At 60.1% G+C, this 19364-nt stretch carries 19 protein-coding genes; 3 read left to right on the top strand and 16 right to left on the bottom strand.

The window, feature by feature from the left end; all coding sequences use genetic code 11:
- Window positions 1-128: 128 nt before the first annotated feature.
- From ftsZ to ftsW, 11 genes are all read right to left on the bottom strand, one after another.
- The gene (gene ftsZ / locus IBX59_RS07965; RefSeq protein ID WP_296374230.1) at window positions 129-1718 is read right to left on the bottom strand and encodes a cell division protein FtsZ; all 1590 of its coding nucleotides are present in this window, start codon (window positions 1716-1718) and stop codon (window positions 129-131) included.
- 177 nt (window positions 1719-1895) lie between these two features.
- A complete protein-coding gene (ftsA, locus tag IBX59_RS07970; protein ID WP_296374233.1) occupies window positions 1896-3230 on the bottom strand; it encodes a cell division protein FtsA in 1335 nt (444 codons plus the stop codon).
- The gene (locus tag IBX59_RS07975) at window positions 3230-4129 is read right to left on the bottom strand and encodes a cell division protein FtsQ/DivIB (RefSeq protein ID WP_296374235.1); all 900 of its coding nucleotides are present in this window, start codon (window positions 4127-4129) and stop codon (window positions 3230-3232) included. Before IBX59_RS07975 ends, ftsA begins: the two co-directional genes overlap by 1 nt.
- Window positions 4117-5031 carry a D-alanine--D-alanine ligase gene (locus IBX59_RS07980; protein ID WP_296374309.1) on the bottom strand — a complete coding sequence of 305 codons (915 nt, stop codon included), beginning with the start codon at window positions 5029-5031 and terminating at the stop codon, window positions 4117-4119. Before IBX59_RS07980 ends, IBX59_RS07975 begins: the two co-directional genes overlap by 13 nt.
- 80 nt (window positions 5032-5111) lie before the next feature.
- Window positions 5112-6065, bottom strand: a complete 954-nt coding sequence (gene murB, locus IBX59_RS07985) for a UDP-N-acetylmuramate dehydrogenase (protein ID WP_296374238.1) — start codon at window positions 6063-6065, stop codon at window positions 5112-5114.
- An 8-nt stretch (window positions 6066-6073) separates the two neighbouring features.
- Window positions 6074-6361, bottom strand: a complete 288-nt coding sequence (locus IBX59_RS07990) for a UDP-N-acetylmuramate--alanine ligase (protein ID WP_296374240.1) — start codon at window positions 6359-6361, stop codon at window positions 6074-6076.
- Window positions 6361-6624, bottom strand: coding sequence for a DUF2484 family protein (locus IBX59_RS07995; protein WP_296374242.1), 264 nt, complete (start codon window positions 6622-6624; stop codon window positions 6361-6363). Before IBX59_RS07995 ends, IBX59_RS07990 begins: the two co-directional genes overlap by 1 nt.
- A complete protein-coding gene (locus IBX59_RS08000) occupies window positions 6621-6875 on the bottom strand; it encodes a DUF2484 family protein (RefSeq protein ID WP_296374243.1) in 255 nt (84 codons plus the stop codon). Before IBX59_RS08000 ends, IBX59_RS07995 begins: the two co-directional genes overlap by 4 nt.
- Window positions 6872-8269: a UDP-N-acetylmuramate--L-alanine ligase gene (murC, locus tag IBX59_RS08005; RefSeq protein ID WP_296374311.1), complete on the bottom strand. Its 1398-nt coding sequence runs from the start codon at window positions 8267-8269 to the stop codon at window positions 6872-6874. Before murC ends, IBX59_RS08000 begins: the two co-directional genes overlap by 4 nt.
- Window positions 8270-8286: 17 nt before the next feature.
- Complete coding sequence (locus IBX59_RS08010) at window positions 8287-9384, bottom strand: glycosyltransferase (protein WP_296374245.1); 1098 nt, start codon at window positions 9382-9384, stop codon at window positions 8287-8289.
- Complete coding sequence (gene ftsW / locus IBX59_RS08015) at window positions 9381-10550, bottom strand: putative lipid II flippase FtsW (protein ID WP_296374247.1); 1170 nt, start codon at window positions 10548-10550, stop codon at window positions 9381-9383. Before ftsW ends, IBX59_RS08010 begins: the two co-directional genes overlap by 4 nt.
- Before the next feature lie 188 nt (window positions 10551-10738).
- Here ftsW and IBX59_RS08020 point away from each other — a divergent pair, with 188 nt between their 5' ends.
- The gene (locus IBX59_RS08020; RefSeq protein ID WP_296374251.1) at window positions 10739-11920 is read left to right on the top strand and encodes an NAD(P)/FAD-dependent oxidoreductase; all 1182 of its coding nucleotides are present in this window, start codon (window positions 10739-10741) and stop codon (window positions 11918-11920) included.
- 86 nt (window positions 11921-12006) lie between these two features.
- Here IBX59_RS08020 and IBX59_RS08025 read toward each other — a convergent pair whose 3' ends face one another.
- From IBX59_RS08025 to IBX59_RS08045, 5 genes are all read right to left on the bottom strand, one after another.
- Window positions 12007-12963 carry a methyl-accepting chemotaxis protein gene (locus IBX59_RS08025; RefSeq protein WP_296374253.1) on the bottom strand — a complete coding sequence of 319 codons (957 nt, stop codon included), beginning with the start codon at window positions 12961-12963 and terminating at the stop codon, window positions 12007-12009.
- A gap of 69 nt (window positions 12964-13032) precedes the next feature.
- Complete coding sequence (murD, locus tag IBX59_RS08030) at window positions 13033-14439, bottom strand: UDP-N-acetylmuramoyl-L-alanine--D-glutamate ligase (RefSeq protein WP_296374312.1); 1407 nt, start codon at window positions 14437-14439, stop codon at window positions 13033-13035.
- A gap of 68 nt (window positions 14440-14507) precedes the next feature.
- Window positions 14508-14711 carry a CTP synthetase gene (locus IBX59_RS08035; RefSeq protein WP_296374255.1) on the bottom strand — a complete coding sequence of 68 codons (204 nt, stop codon included), beginning with the start codon at window positions 14709-14711 and terminating at the stop codon, window positions 14508-14510.
- A 202-nt stretch (window positions 14712-14913) separates the two neighbouring features.
- On the bottom strand, window positions 14914-16713 hold the full coding sequence (gene lepA / locus IBX59_RS08040) for a translation elongation factor 4 (RefSeq protein ID WP_296374314.1): 1800 nt from the start codon (window positions 16711-16713) through the stop codon (window positions 14914-14916).
- A gap of 590 nt (window positions 16714-17303) precedes the next feature.
- Window positions 17304-17732, bottom strand: a complete 429-nt coding sequence (locus tag IBX59_RS08045) for a low molecular weight protein-tyrosine-phosphatase (RefSeq protein ID WP_296374258.1) — start codon at window positions 17730-17732, stop codon at window positions 17304-17306.
- A 185-nt stretch (window positions 17733-17917) separates the two neighbouring features.
- On the opposite strand from IBX59_RS08045, the gene meaB reads away from it, so the two are divergent.
- Window positions 17918-18913, top strand: a complete 996-nt coding sequence (gene meaB / locus IBX59_RS08050) for a methylmalonyl Co-A mutase-associated GTPase MeaB (protein ID WP_296374260.1) — start codon at window positions 17918-17920, stop codon at window positions 18911-18913.
- A gap of 157 nt (window positions 18914-19070) precedes the next feature.
- Window positions 19071-19355, top strand: coding sequence for a 50S ribosomal protein L28 (gene rpmB / locus IBX59_RS08055; protein WP_296374262.1), 285 nt, complete (start codon window positions 19071-19073; stop codon window positions 19353-19355).
- Window positions 19356-19364: the final 9 nt, after the last annotated feature.

The following is a 19364-nucleotide window of genomic DNA, read 5'->3' on the forward strand; positions in this document are numbered from 1 at the left end:
CATGCGCCGCAAATCCCCCCCCCGCAACCAAGCCGCCGCGAACATCCGCTTGTTTCAAAACGGAAAAAGGCCACCCTTGGGCGACCTTTTATAGCGCAAAGCACCCGCCTGTGCAGAAGCAAACTGCCTCAGTTCGCTTGGCGCCGCAGGAAAGCCGGGATTTCAACACGTTCCTGATCTTCGTCTGCATCCTCATCGTGACGCAAAGCGGTGACTTGCGGTTGGTGCCGCGACGGTTGATGCCCGCCCGCATCAGGCTGCGCGCCGGTCATCCGGTTAATCAGCGAATTGATCCCGAAACGGGACTTTTCCTGTTCAGCAGGCGCTTGTGCTGCTGGGCGCTGTTGGGCGGCCTGCTTGGGAACACGGTTCACGGCCGCTTGCAAGCGCGCCATCGCTTCGGGTGTCGGGGTGCCGGGGGCGGCGGCAGGACGCGGTGCGACAAAACTGTCTGCTTCGGTCATCGCAGGTTCCGGGCGCGACGGATAAGCCGGGGGTGGCAGATCATCGGCAACCGCCTTTGTGGCCTGTGTCCGGTCGTCGGTATCGCGCCGGGGCGTAAAGGCCGCAGCAGATTGCGTTTCTTGTTCGCCGAAATCTTCGAACAGGGTGCGTTCTTGCGTGGCACGCGCCGCAATGGCAGGGGCCTGCAGATCTGGTTCGTCCATAGCGGCGGGTTGTTCTGCAATCACAGGGCGGGAAACATGGTTTGACATGGGCCTGCGGGGCAAAGGTGTATCCGCATTGCTGACAATGGCATCAATACCCGTGGCCACCACGGAAACGCGCATCTTGCCTTCCATGTTGGTGTCGAGCGTGGAACCAACAATGATATTCGCTTCTGGATCGACCTTTTCGCGGATTTTATTCGCGGCTTCGTCAAGTTCGAACAGGGTCAGATCATAGCCGCCGGTGATGTTGATCAGAACTCCTTTCGCACCCTCAAGGCTGATTTCATCCAGAAGCGGGTTCGCAATCGCCTTTTCGGCGGCCTGGATGGCGCGGTTTTCACCTTCGGCTTCGCCGGTGCCCATCATCGCCTTACCCATTTCGTCCATGACAGACCGCACATCAGCGAAATCAAGGTTGATCAGGCCGGGACGGACCATCAGGTCGGTCACGCCTTTGACACCCTGATACAGCACATCGTCTGCCAGCGCGAAAGCTTCGGTAAATGTGGTGTTTTCATTGGCCAGACGGAAAAGGTTCTGGTTGGGGATGATGATCAGCGTATCCACGACCTTTTGCAGCGCCTCGATGCCTGCATCGGCCTGTTTCATCCGCTTGGCGCCTTCGAACTGGAAGGGTTTGGTCACAACACCGACAGTCAGAACACCCAGCTCGCGTGCTGCTTGCGCGATGATCGGCGCGGCCCCTGTCCCGGTGCCCCCGCCCATACCGGCAGTGATGAAACACATATGCGCACCAGCCAGATGATCGACGATCTGTTCAATGCTTTCTTCGGCGGCCGCAGCGCCGACACTGGCGCGCGCGCCCGCACCCAGACCTTCGGTGACTTTCAGACCCATTTGAATTTTCGCCTCGGCCCGCGACTGTTGCAGCGCCTGCGCATCTGTATTGGCGACAACAAATTCCACACCATCGAGCGCCTTCTCGATCATGTTGTTGACAGCGTTACCACCAGCCCCGCCCACACCAAAGACGGTGATGCGTGGCTTCAATTCTTCGTGTCCCGGAAGGGAAAGGTTTAATGTCATAATGTGATCCGCCTGTTTACCTCTGCGCCCACCCCAGCGAACGCTGCCTGCCATGTATAGTTGATCGTAACCGAGTGATGCGGAAACGTCACGATAAAAACATAAAATGACCACCAAATATGGATGAATTTTTCACTTTAACCGCCCGATATCCACAAATCGGCAAGATATTGCGCATTACCAGTTATCCTTGAACCATTTGACGGCCCGCTTGAGCGAACGCGCGGGGTATCTATCGGCCGGAATTTCGAAATCCCACCATTCATCTTGCGGATTTGCGGCAAATAAAGTCAGCCCGACAGCCGATGAAAACGCAGGGCCAACCGCCGCCTGCGGCAAGCCTTGCACCCGCAAGGGACGGCCCAGGCGCACCTGCTGGCCCAGGATCTTGCTGGCCAACCCGTCAAGACCCGGGATCTGGCTGCCGCCGCCGGTCAGCACGATTTGCTGACTTGGCAGATGTTCGAACCCTGCCGCGTCAAGACGCGCGCGCACCTCTTCCAAAATCTCTTCGACGCGGGGGCGCATGATCCCGATCAATTCGGCACGGCTGACAGTGCGTTTGTCATGCTCCCAATCACCTGTGTCGCCCCCGATATCGATCATCTCGCGGTCATCCATGCCGGTGGCCACAACCCCGCCGTAAAAGGTTTTGATCCGTTCGGCGGTTGCCGCGGGAATTTGCAGACCCATGGAAATGTCAGATGTCACATGATCCCCCCCCATGCGCACGGCATCGGTATAAATCATGTGCTTTTTCATAAAGACCGAAATACCGGTAGACCCGCCCCCCAGATCAACACAGGCCGCCCCCAGTTCCTGTTCGTCTTCCACAAGCGATGCCATGCCCGACACATAGGCAGACGACGCAAGACCAGCCAATTCCAGGTCACATCGTTTAATGCAGTAAAACAGGTTCTGGATCGCCGTCGCATCCACCGTCAGCATATGCATGTCCGTGGTCAGCCGGTTGCCGATCTGCCCGCGCGGGTCCGCCAAACCCGACCGGTGATCCAGCGCAAAGTTGACCGGATGCGCGTGCAAGACTTCGCGGCCGGCACCATAATCTGGCACCTCGCAATTGGCCATCACCTGGCTGATGTCCTGCTCTGTTACCATCGCGCCCGCAATATCCAGCGCCCCGTCCAAGCCGTATGACCGCGGGCGCGCGCCCGACAAAGCCGCGATCACATGATCGACACGCACATTCGCCATTTTTTGCGCCGCCTGCACCGCCGTGCGGATCGCGCGTTCAGTTTCCTGCATCGCCTCGACTTCGCCAAAGCGCACACCACGGGACCGGGTTGTCGCAGCACCGATCACCCGAAACTGTGACTGGCCCGCCATCGATCCGATCCCATCGATACTACGGAACCGCTCTGGCCCGTCAAAGCGCAACACCAGACAGGCGATTTTTGACGTGCCTACATCCAGAACAGCTACTACACCACGTTGCAGTGCGGCCTTGCGCATCTGGCGCATCGCACGTTGGCTGTCGTAAAGATCGCCCATCAGTTATTCGCCCCGTTTGTTATTTGTATTTCATTTACCCGCCGCATTGCTGCCGCAGCTTCTGCATTCATGCGCAAGGTCGGACGGCTGGCTTTGCGCATGTCAACAATCGCCACATCCCGTTCCAACATGTCTTGCGCGGCGTTCAGCGCGATGATCCGGTCCAGCGCCGCAGGGGCATCTGCGCCGGGCAGCAGCAGGCGCTGATCACGGTCAAGGATGATGTCCCAGCGGCGCTGTCCGATCCGCACCAACCCGCGCACCCGGTCGCGCAAGGGGCCGGCACGCGCATAAAGCGCCAGCGCCTCGGCGATATTCTGTTCCGCACCATCCCCCGCGATCAGCGGTAAATCCAACCGGTCGCTGCGGGCATCGACCGTGCCGGCAGGCACGCCATCGGCGTCGATCAGGCGCAGGGTTTGCCCGTCACGCCACAGGGCTGCGGGCACACGCGGTATAAGCGCAACTTCGAGCGCGCCGCCTTCGCCAAGCCGCACGCGGGCCGATCTGACCGCAGCAAGGGCCTCGATCGTTTGGCGCATCGTCTCCAGATCAAGTTGAAAAGACGACACCGGGAAATTGTCTGGCAAAAGCGCCGCGACGCGCGATTGCAGCGCTGCATCCCCTCCTGTCAGCAGCAGTGATTGCACCATGAATTGCGGGCGTTCCTGAAAATTCTGCTTGACCTGTGCGACCTGCCCCTCAAGCAAGGCGCGGTTGTCCGGTTTGGCCAGCCAAGACCCTGCAAGCGCCGCGATCACGATCAGCGGCACACCGATGCGCACGAACAGCCGAAACCCCGGCGTCAACATCAACCGTTGATAACGATAGCCCAGACGCGATGGCGCAGGGTCACGCAGGGGCGATTGCGGGCGGCGCAGGGCGGTCATCTGTCGCATGATGCATCCTCGACCAGCCAACGGCAGAAATCGGGAAAGCTGATGCCCACATGTGCGGCCTGTTCAGGGGCCAGTGATGTCGGCGTCATACCCGGTTGCGTATTGGTTTCCAGCAGGATCAGGCCATCAATGCCACGAGATTCATCCCAGCGGAAATCGGTGCGGCTGATGCCACGGCACCCCAGTGCGCGATGCGCGCGCAGGGCGTAATCCAGACAGGCATCAAAGATTTCTGTTGGAATTTCGGCTGGCACCACATGGCGCGACCCGCCGGGTTTGTATTTGGCGTCGTAATCATACCAGCTGTCGGTCAGAATATCGGTCACCGTCAGGGCCCGGTCCCCCATCACCGTGGTGGTCAGTTCACGCCCCGGCGCGAAAGCCTCGACCATGACGCGATCGGGCATATCATCGCCCAGTTGCGGCGGGCCGTTGGCATCGTCATGCACAAGATAAATACCAACGCTGGACCCTTCGTTGTTGGGTTTGACCACATAGGGCGGCGGCATGACGTGTGCTGTGCGCACATCATCGGCGGCCGCGATCACGCTGTTGACCACAGGCAGCCCGTTGAGACGGTAAATTTCCTTGGTGCGTTGTTTGTCCAGCGTCAGCGCCGAGGCAAGAATGCCCGAATGTGTATAAGGTATGCGCAGCCATTCCAGCAGCCCCTGAATGGCCCCGTCTTCGCCCCAGCGGCCATGCAGCGCGTTAAAAACAGCGTCAGGCGCGATATCAATCAGCCGTGCAGATATGTCGCGGCCCGCATCGAGCGCGATCACTTCGCATCCACTGTCCCGCAAAGCTGTTGCACATTCACGGCCCGACGAAAGCGACACCTCGCGTTCAGCCGATGGGCCACCCATCAGAACAACAACCTTCGGGTTTGCCCTGCTCGACATACCCTTACCGCCTCGAACGCGGGTCATTTTGACCCGTCAATTATGTGGTCCTTGCCCGGGACCTTGGCCATTTTGGCCTGTTATTCCGCGCTGTCGTCGCCCAACCGTTTGCCGACCCGCATAATTTCCCAGTCTAGCGTAATGCCTTGGCCAGCGTAAACCTTTTTCCGCACCAATTCGCCCAAATCTTCCAGATCGGCCGCGGTGGCCCCGCCCGCGTTGGTCAGGAAATTCGAATGTTTTACATTCATGATCGCACCGCCAAGCGCAACCCCGCGCAAGCCTGCGTTATCAATCACCTTCCATGCCTTCAGATCATGGGTATCATCTGCCCGCCCGGTCGAGGAATATCCCACCGGATTGCGAAAGGTCGATCCGGCGGTGCGGTCACGTGTCGGCTGGGTTTCATCACGCTTGGCCAGCTGGTCGGTCATCCGCTGCGCCAGAACGGCCGGATCCCCTGCAGCGGGGGTAAACCGGGCAGCAACAATCACCGCACCGTCGGGCAAAACGCTGCTGCGATAGGCCAGTTGCAGATCTTTCACCGCAAGTTCAGCCACAGACCCATCGCGGCGCACGACCGTCACCGATGTCAAAACATCGGCCACATAGGCCCCGTAACAGCCCGCGTTCATCCGCACCGCCCCGCCGATGGTACCAGGAATGGTGCGCAGGAATGTCAGATCCAGCCCCGCCTCGGCGGCCTTGCGGGCGACATGGGCGTCAAGTGCTGCGGCACCGGCGGTGACAATGCCATCCGCGATACTGATCGTGTTGAACCCACGGCCAAGCCGGATCACCACACCGCTGATGCCACCATCGCGCACGATCAGGTTAGAACCGACGCCCATCGTAAACACCGGCACATCGGTGGCAAGGGCAGCAAGAAAACTGGACAGATCGTCAATATCAGCGGGCTGAAACAGCACCTCGGCCGGGCCGCCGACGCGCATCCACGTCAGGTCGGCAAGCGGGCGTTGCAGCGTCAGCGTGCCGCGCACGCAGGGCAGATCGAACGTCACTTTGTTTTGCACGGTTTTTGTCACCCTTTTCGATCATCACGTCGACGCAAAAGCCACCCCAACAGCGCGCCGGCCAATCCGCCCAGCAGCGACGGAAACACCCATAACAGCGCCAGATCCATTGCCAACAGCGGATTTATCCCAAATGGGCGGCCGGTGGCATAGATCAGGATCGTCAGACAGCCCCCGATGACCGACAAAACGCTGAGCGCCAGACCAAAGCCCCCCGCCCGCACCCAGCGCAGCAGCAGCGCAAAGGTCACCAGCGCGCAAACCGCCATGATTGCAATGATCCCGAAACCCGCCATCAACGCGCCGCCTTCCGCCTGATCCAGCGCCAAAAATAGAACAGCGGCCAACGCAAAAACGACCCGCCCGCAACCAGCCCAAGCACCCCATACCAGATACCGCCCGTCCATGTGACCCAGACCAGCAAAGGCACACCGATTGCGATCAGCACATAGGCCCGCCGCCAGTGGTTATCACGCGACGGGATCATCGCCAGCACAAAGGCCAACACCACCCACAAGCACAGGCCCAGCAACTGCGGATCGGACCACAGCCCATTCATTTGGGCACCTCTGGCCGTTCCCCCCGCGCCCGGCGATATATGTAAATCAACGGATTGCGGAACATCGAGGCAAAGGCGGCAAGGCCAAGCACCCCAAAGAACCAGCCGTAATCATACCCGATCCAGATGATCAGGACGGGGGCCGCGACCAGCAGAGCAATGCCGGGCGCGTATTGGTGGCGCATCGGCAAAAACGCCGTGATCGTGGCGGCGATGACCCAAAGGCAGGCAACAACCGCCGATACCGTCACTTAGCCAACCTTGCGGGCAACCCGTTCGCCCAGGCGCTGATCGTGCCGGCGCCAAGGCAGACCACCATGTCGCCCGGCCTTGCCTGTTCGCGCACAAGACGTTCCAGATCATCCTCGGATGTCACAGCCCTAGCGTGGCGGTGGCCGTGGCGGATCAGGCCCGCGACAAGACTGTCACGGTCGGCACCGGGGATCGGGTCTTCGCCTGCGGCAAACACCTCGGTGATGCCAACCACATCCGCATCATTGAAACAGGCGCAGAATTCTTCAAAATGATGCGACAGGCGGCTGTAACGGTGTGGCTGATGCACGGCAATCACACGGCCCGTTGTTGCCTGACGGGCCGCTTTCAGCACCGCTGTAATTTCGACCGGGTGGTGGCCATAATCGTCGATGATGGTGACGCCACCCACCTCGCCCACCTTGGTAAAGCGGCGGTTGACGCCGCCGAATTTCTTGAGGGCTGCGCGGATTTCATCCTTTTTCATGCCAAGATGCCGCGCAACTGCGACAGCAGACAGCGCATTGCTGACGTTGTGATCGCCCGGCATGGGCAATTCGCAACCTTCAATGATGCTATCCTCGGCCTGCAATGCCACATCGAAATGCGCAACGCCCGCCTTGTAGGTCAGGTTGATCGCCCTCACATCCGCCTGCGCGTTAAAGCCGAATGTCACGACGCGGCGGTCGGTGATCCGGCCCACCAGCGCCTGCACCTCGGCATTGTCGGTGCAGCAGACGGCCAGCCCGTAAAACGGGATGTTGGACACAAAATCGTAAAACCCCTGCCGCAGATTTTCGATGGTGCCCCAATGATCCATATGTTCGGGGTCAATGTTGGTGACAATGGCGATTGTGGCAGGCAAACGGTTGAAAGTGCCGTCGCTTTCATCCGCCTCGACCACCATCCATTCGCCCTGCCCCATGCGCGCGTTCGACCCATAAGCGTGGATGATCCCGCCGTTGATGACCGTCGGGTCGATCCCGCCTTCGTCCAGCAGGGCCGCGACCATGGTTGTTGTCGTCGTCTTGCCATGGGTGCCGGCCACCGCCACGTTGGATTTCAGGCGCATCAGTTCGGCCAGCATTTCCGCACGGCGCACAACTGGCAGGCCACGCGCGCGGGCGGCGTCCAGTTCGGGGTTGCCGGGTTTGATCGCGGATGAAATCACGATCACAGCCGCGCCTTCAAGGTTTTCGACACGCTGGCCTTCGTAAATCACCGCGCCCAGCTTTTTCAGCCGTTCGGTGATCTTGGTGGCCTTCAGGTCAGACCCCTGCACGCGGTAACCATGGTTCAACAGCACCTCGGCAATGCCCGACATGCCGATGCCGCCAATACCGACAAAATGGATCGGGCCGACATCAAGGGGCAGTTTTGTTGCAGCATTCATCAGCGGTGTTCCATCCATCATGTTTTGCGTCCCTCTGCCAGATTTTCCACCAGCTGCACAAGCCGGTCCGTCGCATCAGGCACCGCACAGGCCAGTGCGGCATGCGCCATGTTCACGGCGCGCCGATCATCCGACAGCACATTTTCGATTGCGGCAGACAGGTTTGCCACGGTAAAGTCCGGCTCGGTCATCAAAACCGCCGCACCAGCCGCGACCAACTGGCGGGCATTGGCTGTCTGTTCATCCCGGATCGCAGTTGCCAGCGGCACCCAGATCGCAGGCCGCCCGATGATACTGACATCCGCAACAGTGGACGCGCCTGAACGTGCGATGACCAATTGCGCCTCGCTCAAACGTTGTGGCACGTCCGTGAAAAAGGTCTGGACATCCGCCTTGATCATTTCGCTGGCATAATAATCGGATACGCGGGCCAAATCCTCGGCACGGGCCTGATGGCTGACGCGCACGTTGCGCCGGATATGTTCAGGAAGCTGTGCAATCGCAGGCGGCACAATATCCGACAGGATTCGCGCGCCCTGGCTTCCACCCAGCACAAGGATCGCCATCGGGTAATCCCCTGGCGGAATATAGGGTGCGCCATGTTTGTCCAAAATCGCCGCGCGCACCGGGTTGCCCGTGTGAACGCCGTCAAGTCCACTTGGCAAATCCGTAGGCGAGGTGCCACAGGCGACCGCATCGACCCGACGTGCAAAAAGCTGATTCACACGCCCCAGCACGCCGTTTTGTTCATGAATCATCCGCGGGCGGCGCAGGACCCAAGCAGCGGCCATGGCCGGGATCGCGGGATAGCCGCCAAACCCGACAACAACCGCCGGCCGGTCGCGCATCATCCGCCACGTGGCCGCCACGATACCCCCCAGTATACGGAACGGCACAGTCAGTTTCCCCGCCAGCCCCCCGCGGGCAAATGTGGCGCTGTCGACAACCTCGACATCCACCGCGGCGGGAAAACCGCCCGTATAGCGCGCGCCGCGCGGATCGGTCGACAGACGCACACGCCAGCCCTTAGCCAGCATCGCCTCGGCCAAGGCCTGCGCAGGAAACATATGCCCGCCTGTGCCACCGGCCGCGATAATCAGCAATGGCGCCGTCATCGGTTTGCCCGACGCAACAGAATATCACCAATCTCACCCTGTGGACGCGTGCGGGTAAGCGCCAAAAGCATCCCCACAGCAATACCGCCCGCAATCAGCGATGACCCCCCGTAGCTGACAAAAGGCAGGGTCATGCCTTTTGCGGGCAGCAGACGCACGGCAACGCCCATGTTGATCATCGCCTGCACGCCAAACGCACAGGCCAGGCCCGTGCCCGCCAGCCGGATAAACGGGTCACGTTCCTTCATCAGGCGCAACAACGACCGCACCACAATTGTGGAATAGAGCGCCAAAATACCCAGCACGCAGATCAAACCGTATTCTTCGGCAGCGACAGCAATGATGAAATCGGTATGCGCATCGGGCAGCGACCATTTCACTTGCCCTTCACCAACACCGACGCCAAAAAAACCGCCCTCGCGGATCGCATTGGTGGCATAGCCAAGCTGGGTGGTCGGGTCGACCTCAGGCGACAGAAACCCATCGATACGACGGGCAAAATGCTCGGATTTTGTATAGGCAATGCTGCCTGCAAGAACGACCAGCCCAGCCAGCACCAACAGCAACAGTATCGGCGCACCTGCCACGAAATACATGACCGACCAAGAAAAAAGCACCAACGCCGCCTGCCCGAAATCAGGTTGCGCCGCCAGCATCAGCACGATGACAATGGTCAGCACGAATGACCAGGATTTACCCGGTGGTCCGCCTATGTGTTGGGATGCCGCCAACAGCCATGCCGCCATGACAACAAAACCCGGCTTCAAAAACTCGGAGGGCTGAAAAGACGCAAACCCCAGCGAATACCAGCGCACGGCCCCTTTGCCGAAATCCGTCCCGAACACCGGCAACATCGCCAGCGCAGCAAATGCGGCCAAAAACCCCAACACAGCCAGACGGCGCACCATTGTCGGCGACATCATGGACACAACGAACATCACCACCACGGCCACCCCGCCAAAAACCGCTTGCCGGGTGACATAATAAAAAGGTTCCAACCCGTTTTTAGCCGCCAGTGGCGGCGACGATGCCAACCCCAAAAGCAAACCAATCCCGAACAGGATCAGGATGCAGCACATCGTCCATTTATCGATCGTCCGCCACCACCGTGGAAGAACCGGGTCACCGGATACCACCGGGACCGTGCCATAGACCATTTCCGTCATGGATCACCGCCATACTGCCTCAATCGCCCGTTTTCCGGGTCTGACATGACCCTACCCTGCATTGCCGCGCGATTCCACTGAAAATCCATGGCAACGCCATCGCTTCTTCCAAGCATGAATATCCCCGCCAGAGGCTCTCGCAGCAGACCACACTTGCACCAGGCCGCATTCCACGCCACATCCGCACCATGAATATCGAAACTCTGATCATTGGCGCCGGTGCGGCGGGCATGATGGCAGCCGCACATGCCGGGCCGGGTGTGCTGGTGGTTGACCACGCCAAGGCACCGGGTGAAAAAATCCGCATCTCTGGCGGCGGGCGCTGCAATTTCACCAATCTGCACAACAGCCCTGCAAGTTTCATCAGTCAAAACAAGCATTTTTGCAAATCTGCGCTAGGGCGATATACCCAATGGGATTTCATCAACCTTGTGGATCAGCACCGGATCCCTTGGCATGAAAAAACGCTGGGGCAACTTTTTTGCGACACCAGCGCCCGCGATATTATCACCATGCTGCATGCGGAAATGGATAGGGCGGGGGCAATGCTCTGGCTGCAAACAACCGTCGGTGACATCAGCCATGACGGCAGCCACTTTCGGATCACCCTGATGCGCGAAGGGCACCAGCATCAGGTGGCCGCGCGCAACCTTGTTGTGGCGTCGGGCGGCAAATCCATTCCCAAAATGGGGGCCAGCGATCTGGCTTATCGCATCGCAGACCGGTTTGGCCTGCCAGTTGTTGCCCCGCACCCTGCGCTGGTGCCGCTGACATTCTCGGATGACCGGTTCAAACCACTTGCCGGGGTCGCCACCCAGGCGCGCGTCACGGCCCATGGCACCGCCTTTGACGAAGCGATCCTTTTTACCCACCGGGGACTGTCAGGCCCAGCCGTGTTGCAAGTGTCTTCCTACATCAGCGATGGCGAGGCCATCAGTATCAACCTCAACCCCGCCGATACGCTTTATACGACGCTGCGTGCGCAACGGCAAATCGCCGGGCGCAAGGCATTAACGACCGTCCTTGCGCAACATTTGCCCACGCGCTTGGTTGATCATCTGGCTGCTGACTGGGGGCTGGCGGGCAATCTTGCCGATCAAAGCGATACCGCCCTGCAAAGCCTATGTGACCAACTGCAAAGCTGGACCCTGACCCCAAGCGGGACCGAAGGCTATCGCACCGCTGAGGTCACGCGCGGCGGCGTGGATACGGCGGCACTTTCCTCCAAGACAATGGGGGCAAAATCTGTGTCAGGCTTATATTTTATTGGTGAATGCGTCGATGTGACTGGTTGGTTAGGTGGTTATAACTTTCAATGGGCGTGGTCGTCAGGCTGGGCCGCTGGTCAGGCGATCCGATCATCAGGCTGACAGGATCACCCGGCATTGATCTGCCCTCTGCCCTCGGGCCAGCAGATCGGCGGTTTGCGCGGTTGTGGCCTTCAACAGATCCTTGTTCAGGCGGCGGCTGGCGCCTGCCAGACCTTCGCCTTGTCCACAAGGATAAAGGCATCAACCAACTGCGCGAGCAGACGCGTATCATGTTGCATTGCCGCAATCGCTGCGGCGGTTTGCCCTGCCATCGCGCCGTTATGCTGGGTCATGCTGTCCAATTGGGCGACTCCGGCGGCAATTTCGGCAAGGCCAGTTGCCTGTTCCTGCAAGGCGCTCGTGACCTGCGCCATCAAGACTGACGCCCGGTTGACTTCACTGACAATGTTACTGAGTGAATCGCCGGCCTGATCCGCAAGTTGGACACCTGATTCAACCAGACGCCCGCTGTTCTGGATCAGGGTTCCAATTTTCATGGCGGATTCTGACGCCCGTCGGGCCAGACCGCGCACTTCTGACGCGACAACGGCAAACCCGCGCCCGGCCTCCCCGGCGCGGGCGGCCTCGACCCCCGCGTTCAGCGCCAGCAAATTGGTCTGAAAGGCAATGTCGTCGATCAAGGTGATGATCTGCGATATCTGCGCCAAGGATTTTGCAATCTCGCGCATCATCGTCACGCTTTCCTGCATTGCAGCATTGCCGCGTTGGGCATTTTCGTGCGTTTGCGCCACCACTTGGTCTGTTTCTGCCGTTGCATTGTTGGATGCGCGCATGTTGCCGTTGATTTCGTCAACCGCCGCGGCAGTCTGTTCCAATGCCGCCACCTGCGTTTCTGTCCGGTGTGACAGATCCTTGGCCGCCATACGGGCGATACCGTCGTGGATATGTTGAAAAGCGATGTTCTGTTCTTCCATCTGGGCGAAATAGGCGTCGATCACGACATGCATATCCAGGCCAAAGGCCCGCGTCAGCACGGTCACCGCCCGCCTGATGCCCACCGCACGCAGCTGCCCCCGAAAACCGCGCATTTTGCGGTATAAAAGCGCCTTTATCTGCGACGTGGCATGGGTATAACCAGGCAAATATAGTCCGAAAGGCTTTGCTACACCGCAAGTTTAAATTTTCCGTTGCCAATGCCGGCCTGTTCACTGTCACCCCGGCTGTGCGGCCGCCATGACGCAGGCTGTGAAGTCTTCGCCACGTTTTTCAAAGTTGTCATATTGGTCAAACGATGCCGCCGCAGGGGCAAGCAACACAACATCACCCTGCTGGGCCTCTGCCACGGCCCGCGACACGGCAACCGCCATCGTCGTGCAGATTTCGGCCTGCGTACCGGTCAGTTGACGGGCAAAATTTGCCGCATCGCGCCCGATCACATAGGCTTTGACCACGTGGCTCAGATGCGGCAGCAACGCGTCAAGACCGCCTTCTTTTTGCAAGCCGCCACATATCCAGCGGACCTTGGGAAAGGCCTGCAAGGCCTTGGCGGCGCTGTCCACATTCGTGGCCTTGCTATCGTTGACAAACGTGACCCCGCTTCGCTCTGCAATCAGTTGGCTCCGGTGCGGAAGCCCGGGATAGCTTTGCATTGCCGCTTCGATCCCACGCGGACCAAGGCCAAGCGTCCGGCAGGCTGCATAAGCGGCACAGGCGTTCTGGTGGTTGTGCGCACCGGGCAGCCCTTTGATCTCGCGCAGGTCGATCGCCCCGACCTGCCGACCTTGGCGGAATTCAGACAAAAACCCCTTGCGGGCAAAAACCGACCACCCCTGCCCCGCCAACTTCTGCCCCGAAGACACACGGATCACCCGGTCGTCGGCCTGCCCTGTGCTGATCTGATTGGCCAGGTACCTGCCTTCGGGTTCATCCACGCCAATCACCGCACGATCCGGGCCGCCTTCGGCGAACAACCTGCGCTTAGCCGCAAAATAGCCGCCCACCCCCGCGTGCCGGTCCAGATGGTCGGGCGACAGATTGGTAAACACAGCAATATCCGGGGTTAGCGCACGGGCAAGGTCGGCCTGATAGGACGACAGTTCCAGCACGACAACAGCGCCATCGCACGGCGGGGCGATATCCAGCACACCGCGCCCGATATTGCCCGCCAGTTGCGCAGGGCGACCATTTTCAACCAGAATGTGATGGATCAGCGCCGCCGTCGTCGATTTTCCGTTCGATCCGGTCACGGCGATGACCCGCGGGGCCACATCAAAGCCATCCCAGTCGTCGGTCGCAAAGGACTGGAAAAAAAGCCCGATGTCGTTATCCACCGGCACGCCGGCATCCCATGCCGCGGCAACGGCGGGATGCGGGGCGGGGTAAAGATGCGGGACGCCGGGGCTGACGATCAGCGCGGCGACATCATTGTAAGACTGCGGCTGCGTCAGATCACGCAGCGTCAGACCGTCTGCCAGTGCTGCATCACGGCCCACCTGCCCGTCGTCCCAGACAACCACATCGGCACCACCTGCGCGCAACGCCGTCGCCGCTGTCCGGCCAGACCGGCCCAGCCCCAACACAGCCACGCACCGGCCTGTATACCCTTGCACTGGAATCATCACACGGCCCCCTTGATGTTGCGCGGGCACACTGCCGTGTGGACCGGCCACACGCAAGGGATGCCTGCTTAGGTCGGGCGCTGCGATTTATCAGCACCGATGACCGCACGGGCCACAAGATATGAGACCGGCAGCGCCACACCAAAGCCCAGCACAGCCGCGATAATGATGGGACGGGTGGTGTCGTAGCCCATGACAAGGCTGACAACGATAAACGACCCGGCAAGGCTGGTTCCGATGATGGCAAAAAGCATGGCTGCAAGGCGAAGCATGATAAGTCCCTCAAATGATGTCGCAGGGGGTATCGCAGGTTTTCGCAGGGGTGGGTTTGATTTGGGTCAAATGGGGGTGTGACTTCGCAGTCAGGTCGCACCCGAACCGAGGCGGCGGCAAGCGAAGTGCCGGCCCCGTGGGGGGCGGTTCGGGCGCTGCCAAATCGAAGATTTGGCGTTGGTGATATCTCAGGAAGATCCCCTAGCTATCCATCTTCAGCGCCGAAATAAACGCCTCTTGCGGGATATCAACTTTCCCGAACTGGCGCATCTTTTTCTTCCCCGCCTTTTGCTTGTCCAGCAGTTTGCGTTTGCGCGTCGCATCCCCGCCATAGCATTTTGCAGTCACGTCCTTGCGCAGGGCCGACAGGGTTTCGCGGGCGATGACCTTGCCGCCGATGGCCGCCTGAATCGGGATCTTGAACATGTGACGGGGGATCAGATCCTTTAGTTTTTCCACCATCGCGCGGCCACGCATCTCGGCCCGGTCGCGGTGGACCATCATCGACAGCGCATCAACCGGTTCGTCGTTCACCAGCACCGACATTTTTACCAGATTGTCCTGCTGATACCCCGTCAGAACATAGTCGAACGACGCATAGCCCTTGGTCACCGATTTCAGGCGGTCGTAGAAATCGAACACCACCTCGTTCAAGGGCAGATCGTAAACCACCATGGCGCGCGATCCGGCATAGGTCAGGTCCAGTTGCACGCCGCGCCGATCCTGGCACAGTTTCAGCACGTCACCCAGATAGTCATCGGGCACAAGGATCGTCGCCTTGATGCGCGGTTCCTCGATATGGTCCACATGGGTCAGGTCGGGCATGTCGGCGGGGTTGTGCAATTCCTGCATCGTCCCGTCGCGCATATAGACGTTATAGACGACCGACGGCGCGGTGGTGATCAGGTCGATGTCATATTCGCGTTCGATCCGGTCGCGGATCACCTCAAGGTGCAAAAGCCCCAGAAACCCGCAACGGAAACCGAACCCAAGGGCGGCGGATGTTTCCATCTCGAAACTGAAGCTCGCGTCATTCAGCGCCAGTTTTTCAATGGCATCGCGCAGGTCTTCGAACTCGGAACTGTCCACAGGGAACAGCCCACAAAAAACCACAGGCTGCGCGGGTTTGAAGCCCGGCAGCGCGGTCTCACAGCCCTTTTTCTCGCTCGTGATCGTGTCACCGACACGGGTATCGCGCACCTGTTTGATGGATGCTGTGATAAATCCGATCTCGCCCGGCCCCAGTTCTGTCACATCCTGCATCTTGGGGCGGAACACGCCAATCTTGTCGATCTGGTGGACGGTACCGTTCGACATGAATTTCACACGGTCATTTCTTTTCATCGTGCCGTCGATGATCCGCACCAGCACGATCACGCCCAGATAGCTGTCATACCAGCTGTCCACCAACATCGCCTTTAATGGCGCATCACGGTCGCCCTTGGGGGCAGGCAGGCGGTGCACAATCGCCTCTAGCGTTTCGTGAATGCCAACGCCGGTCTTGGCGCTGACCCGGATCGCCTCGGATGCATCCAGGCCGATCACATCCTCGATCTGGGCCGCGACCTGATCGCATTCGGATGCGGGCAGGTCGATCTTGTTCAACACCGGCACGATTTCGTGGTCGGCATCCAGCGCGTGATAAACATTGGCCAGCGTCTGCGCCTCGACCCCTTGGGTGCTGTCCACAACCAAAAGAGACCCTTCAACCGCGCGCATGGACCGCGACACCTCATAGGCGAAATCGACGTGGCCGGGGGTATCGATCAGGTTCAGCACGTATTTTTCGCCGTTGTCGGCGGTATAGTCGATGCGAACCGTGTTGGCCTTGATCGTGATCCCGCGTTCACGTTCAATATCCATGGCGTCAAGCATCTGTTCCTTCATATCACGAAGGGCCACCGTATTGGTGGACTGGATCAGCCGGTCGGCCAGCGTGGATTTGCCATGGTCGATGTGCGCGACGATGGAGAAATTGCGGATGTGCGAAAGCTCTGTCATAGCACGCATATGTAGGTGTTTTCATGGCTGGTCAATGGGTTTGCACAGTGGGAAAGCCACCAGGATGCGCGGCGCGGCGGACATCATGTAGCCCGCCCCCCTGATGCCAGCAGTCGCCGGACAGGCGCGCAGGCAACCGCAACCACAAACGCCCCGTTTTTACCAGAGCCGGCCCGCCTTGCGCAGAAGTCAAATACCCGTCTTTGTGCGAATGCCGCATTGCTTTGTGCGGCAAGGCCCGCCATAGTTATTGCTCAATTGTAACGCGATGGACGCCCGCGCAGACGGGTGCCGAAACAATCCAGAGGCAGCGATGCGTCACATTCTATTGATTGGTGCTTTGGCCAGCACCGCCGCCTGTGGCGGTGGCGGTCGTGTGTCCGGTGATATTGCCCAGGCCTGCGTTGATTCAGGCCGCCGCGACGCATCACCGGCGCTTTGCACTTGCGTGCAGCAGGTTGCAGATCAAACCTTGTCAAACCGGGAACAATCCCGCGCGGTCGCGTTTTTCGCAGACCCGCAACTGGCACAGGATGCCCGACAATCCGACAACGCGCGCGACCGGGCATTTTGGACCCGCTACCGCGCGTTCACCGATCTTGCCACCCAGATATGTCAGCCAGCAAAGATCGGTTAGCCCGTTCCAACAGATCAAGGCAGCCGTCAAAATCGCGGGTGTAATAAGGATCTGGCACATCCCGCGCCGCCATTGTGCGCAGTGGCGTCGGGTGGCCCAAGGGCCGCAGCGCGGCAATGTCGGCCAGATTTTTCCGGTCCATCGCGACGATCAGGTCAAAAGCGTCGAAATCCGCGGCGGTGAACTGGCGCGCACGCAAACCGCTCAGGTCCAACCCACGCGCGGCGGCCGCGGCCTGCATCGGGGCATAAGGCGGTTCGCCAACATGCCAGTTTCCGGTGCCCGCACTGTCCAGCGTCAGACCGGGGGCCAGCGCGCGCATGATCGCCTCGGCAGCGGGTGATCGACAAATATTACCAAGACACACAAACAGAATGCGCATCAGCTGCGCCACAAGGTGGCTGGGCGTACCGCTGGGGTGTGACCCTTGATCATCGCGGGTGTCCTTTGCAACGGGGCATGGCAATTGCGATTAAAACTCAACAACGCCATCGGAACAAGGCCAAAAGACCCCTGAAATGCTGTCGCGGGCTGGACAGCGCGCCCGCGCCCGATAAGAAGGTTCGTATGAAGCCACAAACCGACATTTCCGCCCTTGCTGCCGATGTTCGTGCCGGCAACCGCCGTGCGCTGGCCCGCGCAATCACGCTGGTAGAAAGCGCGCGCGCAGATCATCGCACACAGGCGCTAGCGCTACTGTCTGCCATCGGCACCGACCGCGAAGCCTTGCGCATCGGCATGTCCGGCACGCCCGGCGTGGGCAAATCCACCTTTATTGAAAGTTTCGGGTTGATGTTGACCGCTCAGGGCTTGCGGGTGGCCGTGCTTGCGGTTGATCCGTCATCGGCCCGATCCGGCGGGTCTATTTTGGGTGACAAGACCCGGATGGACCATCTGGCGCGCGATCCCAACGCCTTTATCCGGCCATCCCCCAGCCAGACCGAACTGGGCGGCGTGGCCCGCCGGTCGCGCGAGGCCGTGGCGCTGTGCGAGGCGGCGGGATACGATGTGGTGCTGATCGAAACCGTGGGCGTGGGGCAATCCGAAACGGTGGTGGCGCAGATGTCTGACCTGTTTGTGCTGCTGCTAGCCCCCGCTGGCGGGGATGAATTGCAGGGCGTCAAGCGCGGCATCATGGAAATCGCTGACCTGATTCTGGTGAACAAGGCCGATGGTGATCTGAAACCGCAGGCGATGCGCACCTGTGCGGATTATGCCGGCGCACTGCGCCTGTTGCGCAAACGCCCGCAAGACCCGCCCGGTTTTCCCAAGGCGCTGACCGTCTCTGCGCTGGAAAACGCGGGCCTGGCGGCAGCATGGGCAGAGATGCAGGCATTGATCGACTGGCGCCGCGCAGCCGGCGTCTGGGACCAGACACGCCAGGCGCAGGCGATCTATTGGTTTCAAGAGGAAGTCCGGCAGGGCATGTTGCAGTTCTTGCGCAACGATGTCGAAACCGCCGCCCGGATGCGCGCCACCGAGGACGACGTGCGCGCCGGCACGCTGGCCCCCGCCGCAGGCGCGGCTTTGGTGCTGGATGCTTTGGGCAAAGGGCCACGATAATTTCTACGGGCCGGGCATAGCGGGTTGACGGGCGGGCGGAATCCTCATATCTGGCGCTGACCTTATAAACGACCCTGCCGCTAGGGGGGTCCAACCCGTTTCACGCGATGTCCCACCCGTTTTGGTCGGCGATATCCACAAGACAAGGAAAACGCCCATGTCGCGCCGTTGCGATTTGACCGGAAAAGGCCCGATGTCGGGCAACAACGTAAGCCACGCCAAGAACCGCACCCGCCGCCGGTTCCTGCCCAACCTGCAGGACGTGACGCTTCAGTCCGACGTGCTGGGCCGGTCGTTCAAGTTCAAGATTTCGAACGCTGCGCTGCGCACCGTCGATCACCGTGGTGGTCTGGATGCGTTTATGGCCAAGGCCAAAGACACCGAACTGTCAGCCGATGCGCTGAAGGTCAAGAAAGAGATTGCTAAGGCAACCGTCGCGTAAATCGATTGT

Origin of the sequence: Yoonia sp. (assembly GCF_014859355.1) — a bacterium.
Taxonomy (GTDB): Bacteria; Pseudomonadota; Alphaproteobacteria; order Rhodobacterales; family Rhodobacteraceae; genus Yoonia.